Raw genomic sequence first — 18,464 nt, 5'->3', positions numbered from 1 at the left:
TAGCAACAATGTTTTGCCTGTTTAGCATATTATCACCTAATTGGTTTAGAACTAGTATTAGAAACAACAAGACGGCGATAGCTAAGTAACAACGCGATACCAAGCTCTAAGCGCTAGCGCCTAACGAACAGCATCAGTGCTTAACGAAAAGCGTCAGCACCTAAATAAAAAAACAGCAGCTCAAAGGGACGAACCATGAAAAAAATACTAATTCCAGTGACTAACCACGCAACACTAGGCGATACAGATCAAGCGAATGGTACTTATGCGCCTGAACTGACTCATGCTCTCAAAGAGATCATTGCTGCGGGTTTTGAGTACGACATCGCTTCTATCAAGGGTGGTAAAGGCCCATTGTACGGAACCGATATTGAAGGGGATTCAGTAAACGCTGAGATCTTGGCTGATGATGACTTCCAAAACCGCATCAACAATACGATTCCTGTAAACCAAATTAATGCAGAAAGCTACGATGCTATCTTCTACCCAGGTGGTTTCGGTTTGCTTTCAGACCTAGCAACCAACGAGCAATTCGCTGCTATTGCGGCTAAGCATTACGAAGATGGTGGTGTGATTGCGGCAGTATGTCATGGCCCAGCAGCCCTGCTACCTATCGTACTGAGCAATGGCGAAACACTTCTGAGCTCTAAATCGGTGACGGGCTTTACACGTGAAGAAGAGATCGACTTTGGTACCATCAACGACATTCCATTCCTACTGGAAGAGTCGCTTGCTCGTGGCGCAGCGCGTTTCAACAAGGTTCAACCGTGGCAAGAACTTGTGATTGTTGATGAGCGAGTCATTACAGGCCAGAACCCGACTAGCGCACACGCAGTGGGTGTAGCCATTGTTGAGCAGCTTTCTTAATCGAATCGCTGTCTTGACTAGGTCACTGGCGCTAACTAAATAAGCACGGTGAAACGAAAAAGAGCATACTTCCTACTCAATATTCTTGAGAGAAGTATGCTCTTTTCTAATTCTGTAGCGATTATAGTGCTAGTGACTTCTTGCTAATTACTTCTGCTAATGGCTTCGCAAGATCCCTTCAAGCACATTGAACAGCAAGTCGATTTCTTCAATCGAGTTATAATGCATACAACCAATACGCACCACGCCCTGCTCTTCGATACCCAACTGCTTCACCAAACCTAGCGCGTAGAAGTGTCCGTTCCACACACAGATATTATGCTCACCCAGCTTCTTAGCGATGAACTCTGGAGAGTGGTTATCAAAGGTGATGGCGAACGTTGGCGTTCTCAGGTTCGAATCAAACTCCGTTTTACCATAAAGTTTTGCCCCTTCAAGATCAGACAAGCGTTTAAGGAAGTACTCACTCAGTTGGCTCTCATGCTTATTATAAAGCGCGTAGCTTTGCTCTAAACGAGAACGCAATGAGTCGGTTGGCTCACCAAACTGCGCCAAGTAATCTACTGCTGCAATCACACCTGCAAGTCCTTCGAAACTTTGTGTTCCGGTTTCAAAACGGCCTGGACCAATATTAGTGGCAGGCTCTACCTTGTATGGCTTTAACGTATGCAGCCATTGAGGTGCAATGTAAGCAATACCCACATGCGGGCCGAAGAACTTATAAGCTGAACACGCTAAGAAATCACAATTCAGTTGTTGAACATCGATCAAGTGATGAGGAGCGTAGTGAACCGCATCAACATAAACCTGAGCACCGTGCTGATGTGCAAGCTCGATAACTTTCGCCATGTCGACAATCGAGCCTGTCGTATTCGAAGCAAACGTCACAGCAACAAGCTTAGTCTTCTCATTTAACAGCGACTCAAAGTGCGCCATGTCTAGGCTGCAATCCGACTCGTCGACACGAACTTGGCGAACAATCGCGCCTTTGTCGTCTGCGGCTTGCTGCCAGCTTGATACATTCGAGTAATGGTCTAACGCAGTGACGATAACTTCATCGCCCTCTTTCCAATCGCGGCTGATCGCTCGGCTAAGTTGGAAGGTCAGCGAGGTCATGTTCGCACCGAACACAACGTTGCCAGAAGACTCAGCATTGAGTAGCGCTTGTGCCGCTTCTCTCGCTTGCTGCATTAAACCTGTGGTCTTCTGGCTAGAAAAGTAATGACCGCCTAGGTTTGAATTAAAGTGCCCAAGGTATTCCGTCATGGATGCTAAAACATTTTCAGGAACCTGAGAGCCACCCGGCCCATCAAAAAAGGTCACCGGCTTACCGTTATGGTATTGGCCTAGCGCGCTAAACTGCTGGCGCACATCATTAAGAGTGAAGGACATTGCGCGCATCCTTAGCTGTTAGAACAAACACATCCATATAGCCCATCTCATCGTGGTCTATGGTGCGAATCGGTTGTGCATTGTGCCAAAGCTTACTGTCTGCCAGCATCGCAACCTCGCCATCGCCTAACACCTTTCTAAAGAATGGTGCTTCATGTGAGTCTTGGTACAGCATGATTTCACCACCCACAATGTTATGTCGGTTCACACCGATTAAAGCGATGTGGTCAAAACCATCTTGGTGAACCCCTTCAGGAGCAACTTGTGTCTCTTCAAAAATAGCGGCAATACGAATTTGATGGATTTCGATTTCTTGCCCGTCTTCAAGTCCGTTGGTTTCAATAAACAGTTCACACATTTCTTGCATGCCTTCACTGCTTAGAATATTCGCTTCAATCGGCTCGAACTGACGAACAACGTCACCTTGAAAGTGATTAATGTTTTCAGACTGAACAAAGTTATGTTTGTCTAGCTCTACGACTTGTCCATTACTGAATTGAACCACCGAGTACCTTCTCAATCGAAACTGACCATCCGCATGCTCTGTGCTTGGTAGCTTAGAGAATGATGGTGACAACTCCTCAACCGCGTGGTTACTGAGGTGGGTAATATGTAGGGTATTTTCGTGAGCATGTAACATCATCGACTCCTTAATGATTGTTAATTTACTTTCGATATTTAACGTTTTGTTTACATAAAGGATACTTGAAGATCTTGTCAAATCAACATTAAACAATCATTTATCCCGTCAGATTTAATAATTCAGACAGTAAATCCAACTTGAAATTCAAAAGCAGTGTATAACACCAGAATAAAAGATGACCAACTCTTAAAACTAGCACACTCCACTAGCTAGTTATAAATCCCTACAAATTTAAATTTAACGATATTATTAACTAGCAAGCCATGTTTCATATTGTGTCAGCCCTTTCGCTTCAATACGCCAGCCTCCTTGCATGAACTCAAGTACCACGCTCGCCATCATTCATTTCTATGCTTTTGCACAACGAAATACGACCTACCTATCAATTGCCAAGCTATTGATTATTTACACAACAAACTGAAATTGGTTAATTTATGAGTACGCCAGAAACCAAACGCCTTTGCTTGCGCGTCTGGAACAGGTCGAGTTCGGGGGGAACTCGACCGCCCCAAATGGTTTACTTCTTTTAAAGAACCAAGTTGATCACTCTTTTAGTCTAGAGAGTGTTTGAAGTGGGACGTTACAGGGATAATTTGGAAACAGAAGTACAAAGCATTGGAAATCCACTACGGAAATGGATGTAGCTTCTAGATACGTTCCAGCTCGACAGCTAACTTTGACATACTAAAAGTAATGCGGAGCAAAACGCAAGATGTGACCCTATGGCCTTCCTTTTACTTCAGTAACCTTAAAAAATACAATGGTGTAAAGTGGCAAAATTCCTCCGAATTATTCTGTTAAGCTACACTGCAATTTTTAATCAGGAGTGATAATGCCTCAATCAGCATTCGCAAATTTACCCCCGCTACCATTTCTAGTGGTTTCTGCACTACTAGCTATAGTGCTTTTTATCTTTATTGCTCGACTTAAATCTACAAAACGAGAACTGGAAGATTCCAAACAGGAAACCGAAAAGGCTTCTCAAGCACTTGCTGACTATGAGATGCAATATTCTGGCATCATCAACGTGGATAAAGAGATTGAGGTTCGAGATCAAGCATCCAAATTGCGCCAAGACGAAGCCAATGCCGTTTTTCTTGAGGTCACGAATGATATTGAGCAACTCAAGTCGAGTTACAAGGAAAAGAAAGGCATATATGACTCACTCATCCATAAAATAGGCATTTATGACGATGACGTTGAGTTGCTAGAGCTAGGCTTCTACGAACCACACTTTGACTTTGACACTGCGGAGCAATTTAAAGAGAAAATCCGCGAATGCAAAGAGCGTCAAAAAAATCTTCTTCGCCTGAAGGACACTTCTGGAGCGATATACTGCACCACTGAATGGACGGTAGGGAACTCAAAAGTCGAAGGTAAGAAAATGACTGACCGAGGCATCAGGCTCACAGCTCGCGCATTCAACAACGAATGTGAAGCAGCCATCGCCAACTGTACATGGAAAAATGTCGTCAAGATGGAAGCGCGAATTAATAAAGCCTTTGAAGCAATTAATAAGCTGAATGAGTCCAACACGATTGTCATTTCAAATAAGTATTTGCAATTGAAAATCGAGGAACTTCGCCTGACTCACGAGCACAAAGAGAAGAAACAAACAGAGAAAGAAGAACAGGCTGAAATTAAGGCTCAAATGCGTGAAGAAGCGAAGATCGAAGCTGAGATCAAGAAAGCGGAACAAGAAGCCATCAAAGAAGAAGCACGCTTTTCTAAAGCCCTTGTGACTGCTAGAAAACAGCTTGAGTCAGCGAATGACGAAGCCCGTAGTAAGCTGGAAGAACAGATCGCACGACTACAGTCTGACCTTGAAGCCGCAGAGCAAAAGCATCAACGTGCACAGAGTATGGCGGAGCAAACCAAGCAAGGTCACGTTTATGTTATTAGTAATATTGGCTCGTTTGGAGAAAACGTTTATAAGATTGGTATGACCCGCCGACTCGAACCAATGGATCGGGTCAAGGAGTTGGGTGACGCTTCAGTACCATTCAGTTTTGATGTTCACGCCATGATTCACACCACTGACGCACCTTCTCTTGAGAAAGAGCTACATCGCGTATTCGATAATGACCGTTTGAACATGGTGAATAGACGTAAAGAGTTTTTCCAAGTGGAGCTATCTGACATCAAGAAGGCTGTTAAAAACTTCGATATTGATGATGCTGAGTTCATCGAAACTGCTGCAGCACAAGACTTCAATGAAACTAAAGCAATGCGAAAACAAGCTCAGTTGAAAGAAGCAATCGAGCTTGGTGCTACCACCGATTTAACTCAGACGAAGCAACCTGAATTTGCTGAGAGCATTTAAAGTGTACTAATTCAGATCTGATCTGACAGTTACCCATTTTTGACTCGGTGCCTGTCAGATTTAATCTGGGTTAGATTTTTAAGCCCAAATTTATTTCCCATCTTCTAACTAGTTATTTCAGTTAGTACAGTTCTGCCCCCACTCTAAGCTAGAACTGTTCTGCGCCTCATTTCAATACGTGGTTATTTGACCGCGCTTATACAATCGATACAATGGCTTTCAATACTCCTAGTCCAAAACCCCAAAGCCTCTACGTGCTTCCACTGTTCTTCCAGCCACGAAAACGTTTGTCTCCATTAAGTTCTAACGTATAACGATTAATTACACTTCTGCCCTTGTTTAACCTTTTATTGCCTCCATATTTTCCATACAATCCTAAGCGATTATAAATTAAAACAAATTCAATTTCGGAGTCCTCATGAGCGACGTAAAGCACTGTAATTTATTGATTCTTGGTTCTGGCCCTGCTGGCTATACAGCTGCAGTTTACGCTGCTCGTGCAAACCTAAACCCAGTACTTGTTACCGGTATGCAGCAAGGTGGTCAGCTTACAACCACGACAGAAGTGGAAAACTGGCCGGGTGATCCTGAAGGTTTAACGGGCCCAGCTCTAATGGATCGCATGAAAGAGCACGCAGAGCGCTTTGAAACAGAGATCCTGTTCGACCACATTAACGAAGTAGACCTTTCAAACCGCCCTTTCCGTCTTAAAGGCGATTCAGGCGAGTACACGTGTGATGCGTTGATCATCTCAACGGGCGCATCAGCTAAGTACTTAGGTTTAGATTCTGAAGAAGCATTCAAAGGCCGCGGCGTTTCTGCTTGTGCAACGTGTGACGGTTTCTTCTACCGCAACCAGAAAGTAGCGGTTGTCGGTGGTGGTAACACGGCTGTTGAAGAAGCACTTTACCTATCTAACATCGCGTCTGAAGTTCACCTAGTTCACCGCCGTGACACGTTCCGCGCTGAAAAGATCCTAGTGAAGCGTTTAATGGACAAAGTAGAGAACGGCAACATTGTTCTTCACACTGATCGCACGCTAGACGAAGTTCTAGGCGACGACATGGGTGTAACGGGCGTTCGTATTAAAGATACTCAGTCTGATAAGACAGAAGACATCGAAGTAATGGGCGCATTCATTGCTATCGGTCACCAACCAAACACTGAAATCTTCAAAGGCCAAGTCGACATGAAAGATGACTACATCATTGTTCAGTCTGGTCTTGAAGGTAACGCAACGCAAACCAGCATCCCAGGCGTGTTCGCTGCTGGTGATGTAATGGACCACAACTACCGCCAAGCAATCACTTCTGCTGGTACAGGTTGTATGGCTGCACTGGATGCTGAACGCTTCCTAGATGGCCTTAACGATAAGTAAATCTGAGATTGCAGATTTGATTATCGGTGCTCTCGCCTCAGTAGATGCAGGGCGTCATCACATTTTGTTGTAAATCCCTAGAGCCCAGTGGTATATCCACTGGGCTTTCTTTTGTATACTAGCCGCCCTCAACAAATAATAATTATCATTAAGCCTTCATAATGGATAAGAAAAAACAACGCAGCTTGAACAAGTGGCTTAAGCAACAGAGTAAGTTAGCGAAACGCTGGCTTATGATTGCGATTAGCCTTGGCGTACTTTCAAGCGTGTTCTTAATTGCTCAAGCAGCTCTTCTCGCCTCTATTCTTCACCAGCTGATCATCGAGAATGTCGATAAATCTGAACTGGTTGGTCATTTCGCAGGCTTGGCATTATCGGTCGTTGGCCGTGCTGGCTGTACATGGGGACGTGAAATCGCAGGTTATCGCTGTGGTGAACAGATCCGTGTCTATATAAGGCAACTCATCCTTGATAAGTTGCGTGAGTTAGGCCCTGCTTACATTAAAGGTAAACCTGCCGGTACGTGGGCAACGCTGTTGCTAGAACAAGTAGAAGACATGCAAGACTTCTTCTCTCGTTACTTACCTCAGATGTCTTTATCGGTAATGATTCCATTCATTATTTTAGTTGTGGTGTTCCCAGTAAACTGGGCAGCAGGACTGATCTTCTTGATTACTGCTCCACTGGTACCGATGTTCATGGCACTTGTGGGCATGAAAGCGGCCGATGCAAACCGTAAAAACTTCAAAGCACTGCAACGTCTTTCTGGTCACTTTTACGACCGTTTGCAGTCAATGACGACTATCCGTCTATTTGACCGCACCAACGCTGAAACAGAGGTACTTAAAGGTGCATCTGAAGTGTTCAGAACGCGTACCATGGATGTGTTGAAAATCGCTTTCTTGTCTTCTGCGGTTCTTGAGTTCTTCACGTCGATCTCTATCGCGATGACCGCGGTTTACTTTGGTTTCACCTACATTGGTGAGCTGAACTTCGGCCACTACGGTGCAGGCATTACGCTATTCGCTGGTTTGTTTATCCTTATCTTAGCGCCAGAGTTTTACCAACCTCTACGTGACTTAGGTACTTTCTACCATGCGAAGCAACAAGCGGTTGGCGCAGCCGAAAGTATTGTCGAGTTCCTAGAAACCGACATCACTAAGGTTAAATCAGGCAACACTCAACTCGATTCAGCTCAAGGCATCAATATTGAAGCTACCGACCTAAAAGTGTTAAGCCCTGAAGGTGTTCAATTAGTTGGTCCTATCTCGTTCGCACTGAACACTCGCCAATCGACTGCGTTAGTTGGCCCAAGTGGTGCGGGTAAAACAAGTTTGATCAATGCCATCCTTGGTTTCATGCCTTATGAAGGAAGCTTGAAAATCAATGATATTGAATTGCGTGACTTAGACTTAGCCTCTTGGCGTAAAACCATTAGCTGGGTTGGTCAAAACCCATTGCTACTGCACGGCAGCATTCGTGACAACGTCACCCTAGGTAAGCGCGATATCGCTGACCAAATTGTCGAGAATGCACTTGAGCAATCATTTGCTAGCGAATTTGTAAACGAGCACGGCTTGGATTATATGATTTCTGATCGCTCTGGTGGCCTGTCTGTTGGTCAATCTCAGCGTTTGGCTCTGGCTCGCGCAATGATTCAAGACGGTCAGTTCTGGTTGTTAGATGAACCAACAGCCAGCCTAGATACTCGTAGCGAACAGTTAGTAATGAAAGGCATCAATAGCAATATTGAAAGCCGTACTGCCCTACTTGTGACGCACCAACTCGCTCCTCTTAAATCAGTCGATAATATTCTGGTTATGCGCGATGGTGGTCTGGTTGAACAAGGTCATTACTCTCAGCTTTCAACTGCGGGTGGTTTGTTTGAAGAGATGCTGAACGCGAACTTAGCTCAACAAGATAATAAGGGTAATTTAGATGCGTGATTTACTGCCTTACCTGAAACTCTATAAAAAGCATTGGTTTGGCCTATCGCTAGGCATGCTATTGGCTTTTGCAACTCTGTCGGCTTCTATCGGCTTGCTAACGCTATCAGGCTGGTTCATTTCAGCTTCTGCGGTTGCAGGCCTTACGATTGCGCGTGAAACCTTCAACTACATGCTACCGGGCGGTGGTGTACGTGGTTTGGCAATGAGCCGTACTGCGGGTCGTTGGGGTGAACGTGTTGTCAGCCACAATGCAACATTCAAACTGTTAACTGATTTACGTATCTTCTTCTTCAAGAAGCTGGCTCCGCTGATCCCAGGTCGTATCTCAAACCTTCGTGACGCAGACCTACTCAACCGCTTGGTTGCTGATGTAGACGCCATGGACCACGTGTACCTGCGCTTAGTAAGCCCTGTGACGGTGGGTGTGTTCGGAATCTTCTTCCTGACTCTGTTCTTAATGTGGTTCGATAGCTCACTAGGTTTAATCTTAGGTTCTATCCTTCTGATCATGCTGTTGGTTTGGCCAATCTTGTTCTACAAATTGGGTAAACGTAACGGTGGTGAACTGACACAGAACAAAGCGGATCTTCGTGTGACTACGCTAGATTGGATTGAAGGCTACAGCGAACTGACTCTGTTCGGTGCTGAAGAGCGTTACCGTAATGCGATTCTAGAAACGCAACGAAAGCTGATGGCGAATCAGTTTGTGAATGCTAACCTAACCGGTATGGCTTCAGCTGCGCTAATGCTGTTCAACGGTCTGACGCTTGTTCTTATGCTTTGGCTTGCGGCTGACGGTGTGGGTGGCAATGCACCAGATCCGTTCATCGCGCTAATGGCATTCGCAACTATGGCAAGTTTTGAACTGCTGATGCCTATTGCGGGCGCGTTCCAGCATTTAGGTCAAACTCTGTCTTCAGCTCGTCGCTTGAATGAAGTTATTCTGTCAGAGCCTGAAGTTCAGTTTGCTGAAGAGAAACTCGACATCAACAAGCCGCTTGATATTACGTTCTCAAACGTGACGTTCAACTACCCTGATTCTGAGCGCAGTGTTCTGAACGCTGTAGACCTAACGATTCCTGCCACGCACAAGGTTGCGATTGTGGGCCAAACGGGTTCTGGTAAGTCGACTCTGATCCAACTTCTGACTCGCTACTGGGATCCTAAAAAGGGCTACATATCAATCGCGGGCATTGAACTGACGCAGTGGAATGAATCTCAGCTTCGTGAATCAATCAGTGTAGTAAGCCAACGTGTCGACATTCTAAATGGTACTTTGCGTGACAACTTGTTGATTGCAAGACCAGAAGCTACCGATGATCACTTAGCGAATATCCTAAAAGACGTTGGTCTAGAAAAGCTGCTTGAGAATAACGCACTTGATAGCTGGTTAGGTGATGGTGGTCGTCAACTGTCTGGTGGTGAGAAGCGCCGTATTGGCATCGCACGTGCGATTCTTCATGATGCCCCTATCCTGCTTCTAGATGAGCCAACAGAAGGCTTAGATAAGCAAACAGAACACAGCATCATGACACTGTTCGAGAAGCACTTTGAAGGGAAGACGGTTATCTTCATTACACACCGTTTGATTGGTCTAGAGTCGATGGATTCTATCGTTCTGATTGAACAAGGCGAGATTGTTGAAAACGGCTCTCATGAGAAACTGTTAAACGAAGCAGGACGTTATTTCCAACTTCGTCAGGCAATCTAGCTCCTCATAAGTTATAAAGAAAACCATTCAAAGCCCGAGTTTATACTCGGGCTTTTTTGTGTCTTTAATTCTCCTGAACTACACCCTTCTCCAATCAAACTTGGCCAGTCACTTACAATAAGTACTGACCTTGATGCCAGTACCCAAACAGCTTAAAAACGACAAGCTAACGACCCTGCGATGGTGAAGTTTATGGAAAAATACTTCCCTACTCGTGCTGCGCTTAAAGCTAAGTTCCCAGGTTACCCGAACAACTAATTTGAGTTCATAACTCTAACTAGCACGCACAAAAAAGCCGAATGTGATAATCACATTCGGCTTTCAAATTACCTATTAGCGCTTACAGCTTGAAGCGGCTGATTTCGCTTTCTAGCTCGTGAGACAGTTCAGACAGCTGAGCTGCTTGTTCTGCAGCTTGGTGCGCTTCGTCTGCTAGCTCGTTAGATACGTCACGGATTCCTTCAGTGTTACGAGTAATCTCAGACGTTACTGACGCTTGCTCTTCTGCAGCAGAAGCAATCTGTGTTGCCATGTCGCTGATGCGTTCAACAGCAGCATGGATTTGCGTTAGGCTTGCAGCCGCTGAGTTCGCGTCATCAACACTGGTTTCAGCAAGACTACGGCTATCGTTCATGATGCTAACCGCTTTGCCTGTTGTACCTTGTAGCAACTCAATAGTTTGCTGAATCTCTTGCGTTGAACCGTGTGTACGTTGGCTCAGAACTCGAACTTCATCAGCTACAACCGCGAAACCACGACCTTGTTCACCCGCACGTGCTGCTTCAATAGCGGCGTTAAGTGCAAGTAGGTTCGTTTGTTCTGCAATACCTTGAATGTTAGACAAGATAGCGTTGATGCTATTACCGTGCTCTTCAAGTTCTAGGATCACGTTAGTTGCGATTTGAACTTCTTGAGCAAGATTTTGGATAGAGCTTTGAGTCTGTGTCACTTGACCAGTACCGTGCTCACACGCGCCAACCGCTTCAGATGAGTTCTGTGCAGTATGGTCTGCGTTACCTGCGATCTCTTGTGTTGCTGCAGCCATTTCGTTAACGGCTGTTGCTACCATGTTGATCTCGTCTTGTTGCATTTGGATACGAGCACTACGTTCTTCAGCTTGAGAAGCCGTTTGACGCGCTTGGTTGCCCAGCGCAGCAGATACTTCGCTTAGCTTGATCACCATGGTGTGCATGTTGCCCACAAAACGGTTGAAGTTTGCTGCAAGCTGACCAATTTCGTCGTCGCTCTTAGGCTCAAGGCGTTGAGTAAGATCGCCCTCACCTGAAGCAATTTCTTCAAGTGCTGCTGAAACGCGGTTTAGGTCGCGGAATAGGAAGCTTACTAACCAAGACACAAGTACGATTACGATGAGCGTAATAATGACAGCAGTGATGATCAGCTGAGTAAGTAGCGTTGAGTGGTTCGCTTCTTCTGTTGCTTTGTCCATCTGAACCGCGAAGATCCAGTTAGTGTTAGGCACCTTCGTGAAGTAAAGCAGCTTGTCTGCGCCGCGCTCTTTGATGATCTCGATGCTACCCGTACGCACTGCGTTTTCGATGATAGGCATAGAGATATCGTTTGAAAGTTGGCTTACCGGCTTCAAGCTTAGTGCTGAATCTGGGTGTGCTAGGAATGTGCCGTCAGAGGCATCAATTAGCATTGCGTAAGCGTTGTCACCAACATCAAGGCTGATTACATCGTTAACCAACTGGTCGATCAGTACGTCTGCACCAACAACACCAACAAGTTGGCCGTTGTGGCGAACAGGTTCTGCGATCGTTACTAGAAGTGCTTTGGTGATTGCATCTTGGTAAGCCGTAGTAATGATTTGCTTACCTGCAGCGTTTGCTTCTTGGTACCAAGGACGTTGACGAGGATCGTAATCTGCACGATTACGTTCAGGATGTGAACGGTACATTCCACCTTCTGGAGTACCTAAAAAGATATCGTCAAAGCCACCCGCTACACGAGCTTGTCTAAGGAAAGGAACAACATCATCCTCTCGTGAAAAGTCATTAAATGCTGATGCGATATCAGTACGGATATCAATCCAGTTTTTAATACCTTCAGATGCTGCTTCAGATACGCTTTCAGCTCGTAGGTATACGCCATTACGAGTCTGTTCAAATAATTGGTTTGCTGATAACCAAGTCAACGCTGTAGCCATAACGACAACAGCAGATAGGCTAGCACCTATCAACTTCTGCTTTAGTGTTAGTTTCATGTCAAAGTTTCACGAGTGGTGGGAAATCCCGCGCATACTACCCAATATCAGTATTAAATTCGAGCAATTTTATAATTTAATATCGGAATATAATTTTAAGCAAACCATAAGCTTACCTAATGTCAATTCCTTGGCTTGTCGCCAAATTTAAGGCGGCATTATCTCTACGGTTATTAGTATTTTTATCGCACTTCACATGTTAAAAAGAGACAAGAAAACACGGTAAAGAAGAAACAAAAAAGGCAGAAGAGTTTCCTCTTCTGCCTTCATATTGTTTACCGTTCTACTGCGTATAAATTGCAGTAGATTTCAGCTTAAAAAGCCTAGCGTTTTTCTGTACGCATACCCATTAGCAAGCTCACACACATCAGTAATAGAATGATGGTAAATGGTAATGCCGTCGAGATTGCACCCGCTTGTAGAGCTTGTACTGCTTCAGTACCACCAACCCACAATAGAGCCACAGCAATCGCACCTTCAAGGAACGCCCAGAACACACGTTGAGGCACAGGCGTATCAACTTTACCACCCGCGGTGATGCTGTCGATTACTAGAGAGCCTGAGTCAGACGATGTAATGAAGAATACTAGAACCAATACAACCGCAATGATTGAAAGCAGAGTCCCGAACGGCAGTGCATCAAACATTTGGAACATTGCTAGTGATACATCTGTTAGGCCGTCTTGACCAAGAATACCAACGTTATTCACGATTTGGTCAATCGCCATGCCACCGAATACTGACATCCAAATGATAGTCACTGTAGTCGGTACAATCAGTACTGCTGTGATGAACTCACGAACGGTACGACCTTTAGAAACACGTGCGATAAACATACCTACGAATGGAGACCATGAGATCCACCAAGCCCAGTAGAATACAGTCCAACCGTGCATCCACGTTTCATCTTCACGACCGTGAGGGTTACTCAACGGAATGATGTTTTCAATGTATGCCATCAATGTCGTTGGGATAGAACCTAAAGTCACCGCGTAGCCGATTAGAGCCACTAAGATAAGCAGTAGGAAAGCCACCAACATGTTGATGTTACTGATAACTTTAACGCCACCATCAATACCACGAAGTACTGATACTACCGCCAATAAAGTCACCGCTGTAATCACAATAACTTGCAGACCTAAGCCCGCTTCAATGCCGAATACATGCTGAATACCACTTGCCGCTTGTTGTGCACCAAGACCTAACGATGTCGCCAGACCAAATAGCGTTGCAAGTACAGCAAGAATATCAACAATGTGACCTGCCCAGCCCCAAGCTCTATCACCTAAAATTGGGTAAAAGATAGAACGGATAGAAAGAGGCAATCCCTTGTTGTAAGAGAAAAACGCAAGTGACAGTGCTACTACGCCATAAATCGCCCAAGGGTGTAGACCCCAGTGATACATGGTTGCGCCCAATGCCAGTTTTGCAGCTTCTGGTGTGTTTGGTTCAACACCTAACGGAGTTTCAAACCAACCCGTGAAGTAAGCCGCTGGCTCTGCCACACTCCAGAACATCAAGCCGATACCCATACCTGCAGCAAACAGCATCGATAGCCAAGAGAAGAATGAGTAATCTGCCGTCGCATCAACACCACCAAGGCGGATTTTGCCGTACGGAGAAACAATCAAACCTAAGCAGAAAATTACGAAAATATTACCCGACCAGATGAAAAGCCAATCAAACGAATTGATAATCTGGCCTTTAACGCCATCTAGCGCAGCCTTTGCTGAAGCGGTATCTGTAATAAGAACACCGATCAGGAACAAAGCGATAAGTCCCGCACTAATACCAAATACTGGGTTATGAACATCAAAACCCCATTTTTGGACGTTATCTTGACCGACAGTGTAATCCGTACTGTCGATACTGTATTTATCTATACCTTTAGTCATCATCCCTCTCTACGGAATTCTATTAGGGTCTATTGACCTCGTATTCCTTACTTACCTGCGACTTAATTACAAACTCGAACCTACGATCCAAGTAGTACAAGCTGTTGTCACAATAATTCAAATACTTGGATGTCTGAAGTTTAGCAGGTTAACTTGTTGTTTTCAGTAAACTAGAATCGGTTCGATGGAATTTCAAACAATATTCACGTAATTACTCAAGTTTATGACGAAAAAAAGGTCGACCCTATCGACCTTTTTATCAAAAACACTTTTAACTCAAAGCATTTTGGTGCTTAACCAATTGATTTTCAGTTCGTAAACCTAGCAATAAGCTTAGGCACATAAGCAATAATATGAAGGCAAATGGTAGCGCCATCGATACCGTTCCAGCTTGCAGTGCTTGAATAGATTCCGTACCACCAACCCATAGTAGAACCGCTGCAATCGCGCCGCCCATCAACGCCCAAAATACACGTTGTGGAACCGGTGCATCCACTTTACCGCCAGAGGTAATGCTATCGATAACCAATGAGCCTGAATCAGAAGAGGTGATAAAGAACACCATAATCAAACCAATCGATACCACTGAAAGCACAGAGCTCATTGGCAGAGCATCGTAAGTATGGAAAAGAGAAAGTGTAATATCTTGCAGACCATTCACACCAATCTCGCCCACCTTGTTCGCCACTTGATCAATCGCGATGCCACCGAAAATAGCCATCCAGATGATGATTACTGTCGTTGGGATGAACAATACAGCAACGATGAATTCACGAATCGTTCGACCTTTAGAGATACGAGCGATGAACATGCCTACGAATGGTGACCAAGACATCCACCACGCCCAGTAGAATACCGTCCAACCTTGCATCCACGTTTCGTCATCACGACCGTGAGGATTGCTTAAGGGAATGAAGTTTTCAATGTAGCCCATTAGCGCGGTTGGGATTGCTTTAATACCCGCCATGCCACCAGCGATGGTAACGAAGATAAGTAAGCCCAAAGCAACCAGCATGTTCACATTACTCAGAAGCTTTACACCACCGTTGATGCCACGAACCACGGACATTGTCGCTAAGAAAGTAACCACTGCGATAACAATCAGCTGCATGCCAATACCGCCATCGGTACCAAATACATGGTTAATACCACTGGTCGCTTGTTGAGCACCTAAGCCCAATGAAGTTGCAAGGCCAAATAGCGTTGCAAGCACAGCGACGATATCAACAATATGACCAAACCAACCCCAAGTTCTATCACCCAAGATAGGGTAGAAAATAGAGCGGATTGATAGAGGTAAACCTTTATTGAAGGTGAAGAAGGCAAGCGCTAGAGCAACAACCGCGTAAATCGCCCAACCGTGCAGACCCCAGTTGTAGATGGTTGCACCAAGAGCCAACTTCGCCGCTTCAGGAGAGTAAGCTTCAACACCTAGTGGTGTTTCATACCAGCCAGTGAAATAAGCTACTGGCTCAGCAACCCCCCAGAACATTAAGCCAATACCCATTCCTGCGGCGAATAACATCGACATCCAAGATAGGTTTGAGTGCTCTGCTTTGGCATCATTGCCACCAATACGTATCTTGCCATACGGGGAGACAATGAGGGCAAAACAGAAAATTACGAAGATGTTTGCTGCCCACATGAAGAAACCATCGAAGTTACCAATGACTTTCCATTTGATTCCATCAAGCGCCACTTTTGCGGTTTCAGGGTCTGCGACTAGAAGTGCCAACAGGAAGATAATGATCGCCCCTGCACTGATTCCAAATACTGGGTTATGAACATCAAAACCCCATTTCTGAACGTTATCTTGTCCTACTGTATAATCGGTATTTTCAATACTATACCTATCTTTTACAGGCTCCATGCTTCCTCTCTAATTTGCAGCGCACAGTTTGCAACATTGCATTCGGCGCTTAAATTTCGAAAAGAAGAATATCAACCTGTCGCAAAAATACTAAAAAAACCTCCATAAAGGAGGCGTAAATTACACATTTAACGTTATTTAGCGTAAGATCAGTCCACAAGCCCACAATTGACAGCGTACTTGGCAAGCTCTGCTGTAGAGTGAATATCGAGCTTATGCTTAATATTTTGCCTATGGGTTTCTACCGTTCGATAGCTGATATTCAGCGCCTTCGCGACCTCTTTACTGCTCTCCCCTTTTGCGACTAATTTCAGCACAGCCTCTTCACGTCTACTCAATGGATTCTTGACCGATGGCGTCGGAGTAATCGGCTGAGTAAACAAATTCTGCGTGACTTTTTCACAGAAATAGGTCGAGCCTTGATTGACCGTTTTGATTGCCTGCACCATTTTTTCAGCCGAAATCTCTTTCAACATGTAGCCGACAGCCCCCGACTGCATCACCTTCATGATGTATTCACGGTTGTTATGCATGGTCAGCATCAGGACCTTGGCTTCTGGGTCTTCTTCTTTAATCAGATGGGTGGCATCAATGCCATTCATGATAGGCATGCTGATATCCATCAACACCACATCAGGGCGCAGAGACTTAACGACCTCTACCGCTTCTAGTCCATTGCTGGCCGTACCTATCACGCTAATATCTGGCTCGAGTTCCAATCTCGCCATAAAGCCATCCAGTACCACTTGGTGATCATCAGCAATCACAACTCGAATAACTTCACTCATTCATTAATCCCTCTAGTGTCAGTAACACTGTAATTTCCGTTCCGAGGCCAATCTCACTCATCAATTCAAAGTCACCACCGATGAACTCCACTCGCTCTCTCATGTTACGCAGCCCGATCCCTCGTTTTTCCATCGCTTTATAGGTGTTGAAACCGACACCGTTATCTTGAATCAGTAGTTGCAACACATTACCAATTTGCTGAGCGATAACCGTTACTTTGGTCGCTTGTGCATGTTTTTCTATATTATTCAGCGACTCTTGCACGACTCGATATAGGGTCGTCGCCGCCTCTGATTTTAACTTACCAGGTTGAGTAGCAAACATGGTCTCGACTTCTATGCCCGAGTGCGCCTGAAAATCTAACAACAATGAAGACAATGCCGCCTCTAAACCAATATCATCCAACGAACTTGGACGAAGTTGATGCGAGATGTGCCTCACTTCTTCGATTGCTCGCATCAGTGAATGCTGCGACTTATTCAAATGTGCTTTGAGGTCTTCATTTTGTAGCTTATTACCGAGCAGTTCTAAGTGGCAACGACTCGACACTAATAATTGGTTAATACCATCATGTAGCTCACGCGCTAAATGCTTCTTCTCGTCTTCTTGGAACATCACCGTCTTGTGCGCCAGTTCCTTTAGGTTGTTATCCGCAATCCGATGTTCATGCATGTTAATGGCCAAGGTCAGCACGATAATGACCGCAACCGTCACACTCAGAATCACCACAATCGAAAAGAACGTGGTTTCAATATTGTTGTTAATCGCAGCCTGCATCGAAGCCACTTCTTGGTGTACGTCTTCAATATACAAGCCGGTGCCAATCATCCAGTCCCAACGCTCTAACCAAGCGGCGTAGCTCAGCTTAGACACCACCTCACCCGTCGAAGGCTTTTGCCACAAATACTGGTGAAACCCGCCTCCGGTTTGCGCTTCTCTTAACAGAGCCTCTATCAGAAAATCGCCATCTTCATCTTGCAGTTGGAGTAGGTTTTGGCCTATCAATTCTGGCTGAATTGGATGAACCAAGTTGGTCCCGTGGCGATCGTATGTGAAGAAGTACCCATCAGAGCCATATCTAAGTTTAGACAATATGGTTCGAACTTTTTTTTTGGCTTGGGCTTCTTGGATATTTGGATCGTTATAGACGTGTTCTATGGCGTCGAACGCGAGATCAACCGTGTCTTTGAGGGCGTTTTCACGCGACTTGATTAGGCTGTCTCTAAAGATCTCGACTTCTTTAGCGCCTAACGTCTTAGTCTGGTGCAGCGAGATCCAACTAATACTCGCCGTTACCAGCAGCAACGGGAGCAACGTCAGCAAAATCAGCTTGGCTTTTAGAGGCATTCCTTTCCCTCACAAAAAACGGCTTACTGAACATCAATAAGCCGTTTTACTTTAGCAATTTATAGATAGCCGTTGA

General features: G+C 45.0%; 12 protein-coding genes. 5 read left to right on the top strand and 7 right to left on the bottom strand.

The window, feature by feature from the left end; translation table 11 throughout:
- Window positions 1–195: 195 nt before the first annotated feature.
- Window positions 196–867: a type 1 glutamine amidotransferase domain-containing protein gene (locus tag AB4138_RS13795; RefSeq protein WP_102320495.1), complete on the top strand. Its 672-nt coding sequence runs from the start codon at window positions 196–198 to the stop codon at window positions 865–867.
- A gap of 156 nt (window positions 868–1,023) precedes the next feature.
- Here the strand turns inward: AB4138_RS13795 and AB4138_RS13790 are convergent, their stop codons facing one another.
- Together AB4138_RS13790 and AB4138_RS13785 are read right to left on the bottom strand one after the other, a co-directional pair.
- Complete coding sequence (locus AB4138_RS13790; protein ID WP_372306408.1) at window positions 1,024–2,259, bottom strand: cysteine desulfurase-like protein; 1,236 nt, start codon at window positions 2,257–2,259, stop codon at window positions 1,024–1,026.
- The gene (locus tag AB4138_RS13785; protein WP_372306406.1) at window positions 2,243–2,899 is read right to left on the bottom strand and encodes a 2OG-Fe dioxygenase family protein; all 657 of its coding nucleotides are present in this window, start codon (window positions 2,897–2,899) and stop codon (window positions 2,243–2,245) included. The genes AB4138_RS13790 and AB4138_RS13785 overlap by 17 nt, the downstream gene beginning before the upstream one ends.
- 835 nt (window positions 2,900–3,734) lie before the next feature.
- Here AB4138_RS13785 and AB4138_RS13780 point away from each other — a divergent pair.
- From AB4138_RS13780 to cydC, 4 genes are all read left to right on the top strand, one after another.
- Window positions 3,735–5,225, top strand: coding sequence for a DUF4041 domain-containing protein (locus AB4138_RS13780; RefSeq protein ID WP_137001098.1), 1,491 nt, complete (start codon window positions 3,735–3,737; stop codon window positions 5,223–5,225).
- A gap of 418 nt (window positions 5,226–5,643) precedes the next feature.
- On the top strand, window positions 5,644–6,603 hold the full coding sequence (gene trxB / locus AB4138_RS13775; protein WP_012603688.1) for a thioredoxin-disulfide reductase: 960 nt from the start codon (window positions 5,644–5,646) through the stop codon (window positions 6,601–6,603).
- A gap of 161 nt (window positions 6,604–6,764) precedes the next feature.
- Window positions 6,765–8,549: a heme ABC transporter permease/ATP-binding protein CydD gene (cydD, locus tag AB4138_RS13770; protein WP_372306403.1), complete on the top strand. Its 1,785-nt coding sequence runs from the start codon at window positions 6,765–6,767 to the stop codon at window positions 8,547–8,549.
- On the top strand, window positions 8,542–10,263 hold the full coding sequence (cydC, locus tag AB4138_RS13765) for a heme ABC transporter ATP-binding protein/permease CydC (RefSeq protein WP_004733398.1): 1,722 nt from the start codon (window positions 8,542–8,544) through the stop codon (window positions 10,261–10,263). The genes cydD and cydC overlap by 8 nt, the downstream gene beginning before the upstream one ends.
- Window positions 10,264–10,603: 340 nt before the next feature.
- Here the strand turns inward: cydC and AB4138_RS13760 are convergent, their stop codons facing one another.
- The 5 genes from AB4138_RS13760 to AB4138_RS13740 form a co-directional block, all read right to left on the bottom strand.
- Window positions 10,604–12,487 (bottom strand): methyl-accepting chemotaxis protein, encoded by a 1,884-nt coding sequence (locus AB4138_RS13760; RefSeq protein WP_372306401.1) that lies wholly within the window; start codon window positions 12,485–12,487, stop codon window positions 10,604–10,606.
- 323 nt (window positions 12,488–12,810) lie between these two features.
- On the bottom strand, window positions 12,811–14,382 hold the full coding sequence (locus tag AB4138_RS13755; protein WP_017060963.1) for a BCCT family transporter: 1,572 nt from the start codon (window positions 14,380–14,382) through the stop codon (window positions 12,811–12,813).
- A gap of 271 nt (window positions 14,383–14,653) precedes the next feature.
- Window positions 14,654–16,252: a BCCT family transporter gene (locus tag AB4138_RS13750; protein ID WP_017060962.1), complete on the bottom strand. Its 1,599-nt coding sequence runs from the start codon at window positions 16,250–16,252 to the stop codon at window positions 14,654–14,656.
- Between the two features lie 149 nt (window positions 16,253–16,401).
- Window positions 16,402–17,040, bottom strand: coding sequence for a response regulator transcription factor (locus tag AB4138_RS13745; protein ID WP_136973607.1), 639 nt, complete (start codon window positions 17,038–17,040; stop codon window positions 16,402–16,404).
- Window positions 17,033–18,388 carry a cache domain-containing protein gene (locus tag AB4138_RS13740; RefSeq protein ID WP_372306398.1) on the bottom strand — a complete coding sequence of 452 codons (1,356 nt, stop codon included), beginning with the start codon at window positions 18,386–18,388 and terminating at the stop codon, window positions 17,033–17,035. The genes AB4138_RS13745 and AB4138_RS13740 overlap by 8 nt, the downstream gene beginning before the upstream one ends.
- Window positions 18,389–18,464: the final 76 nt, after the last annotated feature.

It is taken from the genome of Vibrio sp. 10N.286.52.C3 (genome assembly GCF_041468865.1).
Classification (GTDB): domain Bacteria; phylum Pseudomonadota; class Gammaproteobacteria; order Enterobacterales; family Vibrionaceae; genus Vibrio; species Vibrio crassostreae_C.
This window is presented reverse-complemented; position numbering and strand designations above follow the sequence as displayed.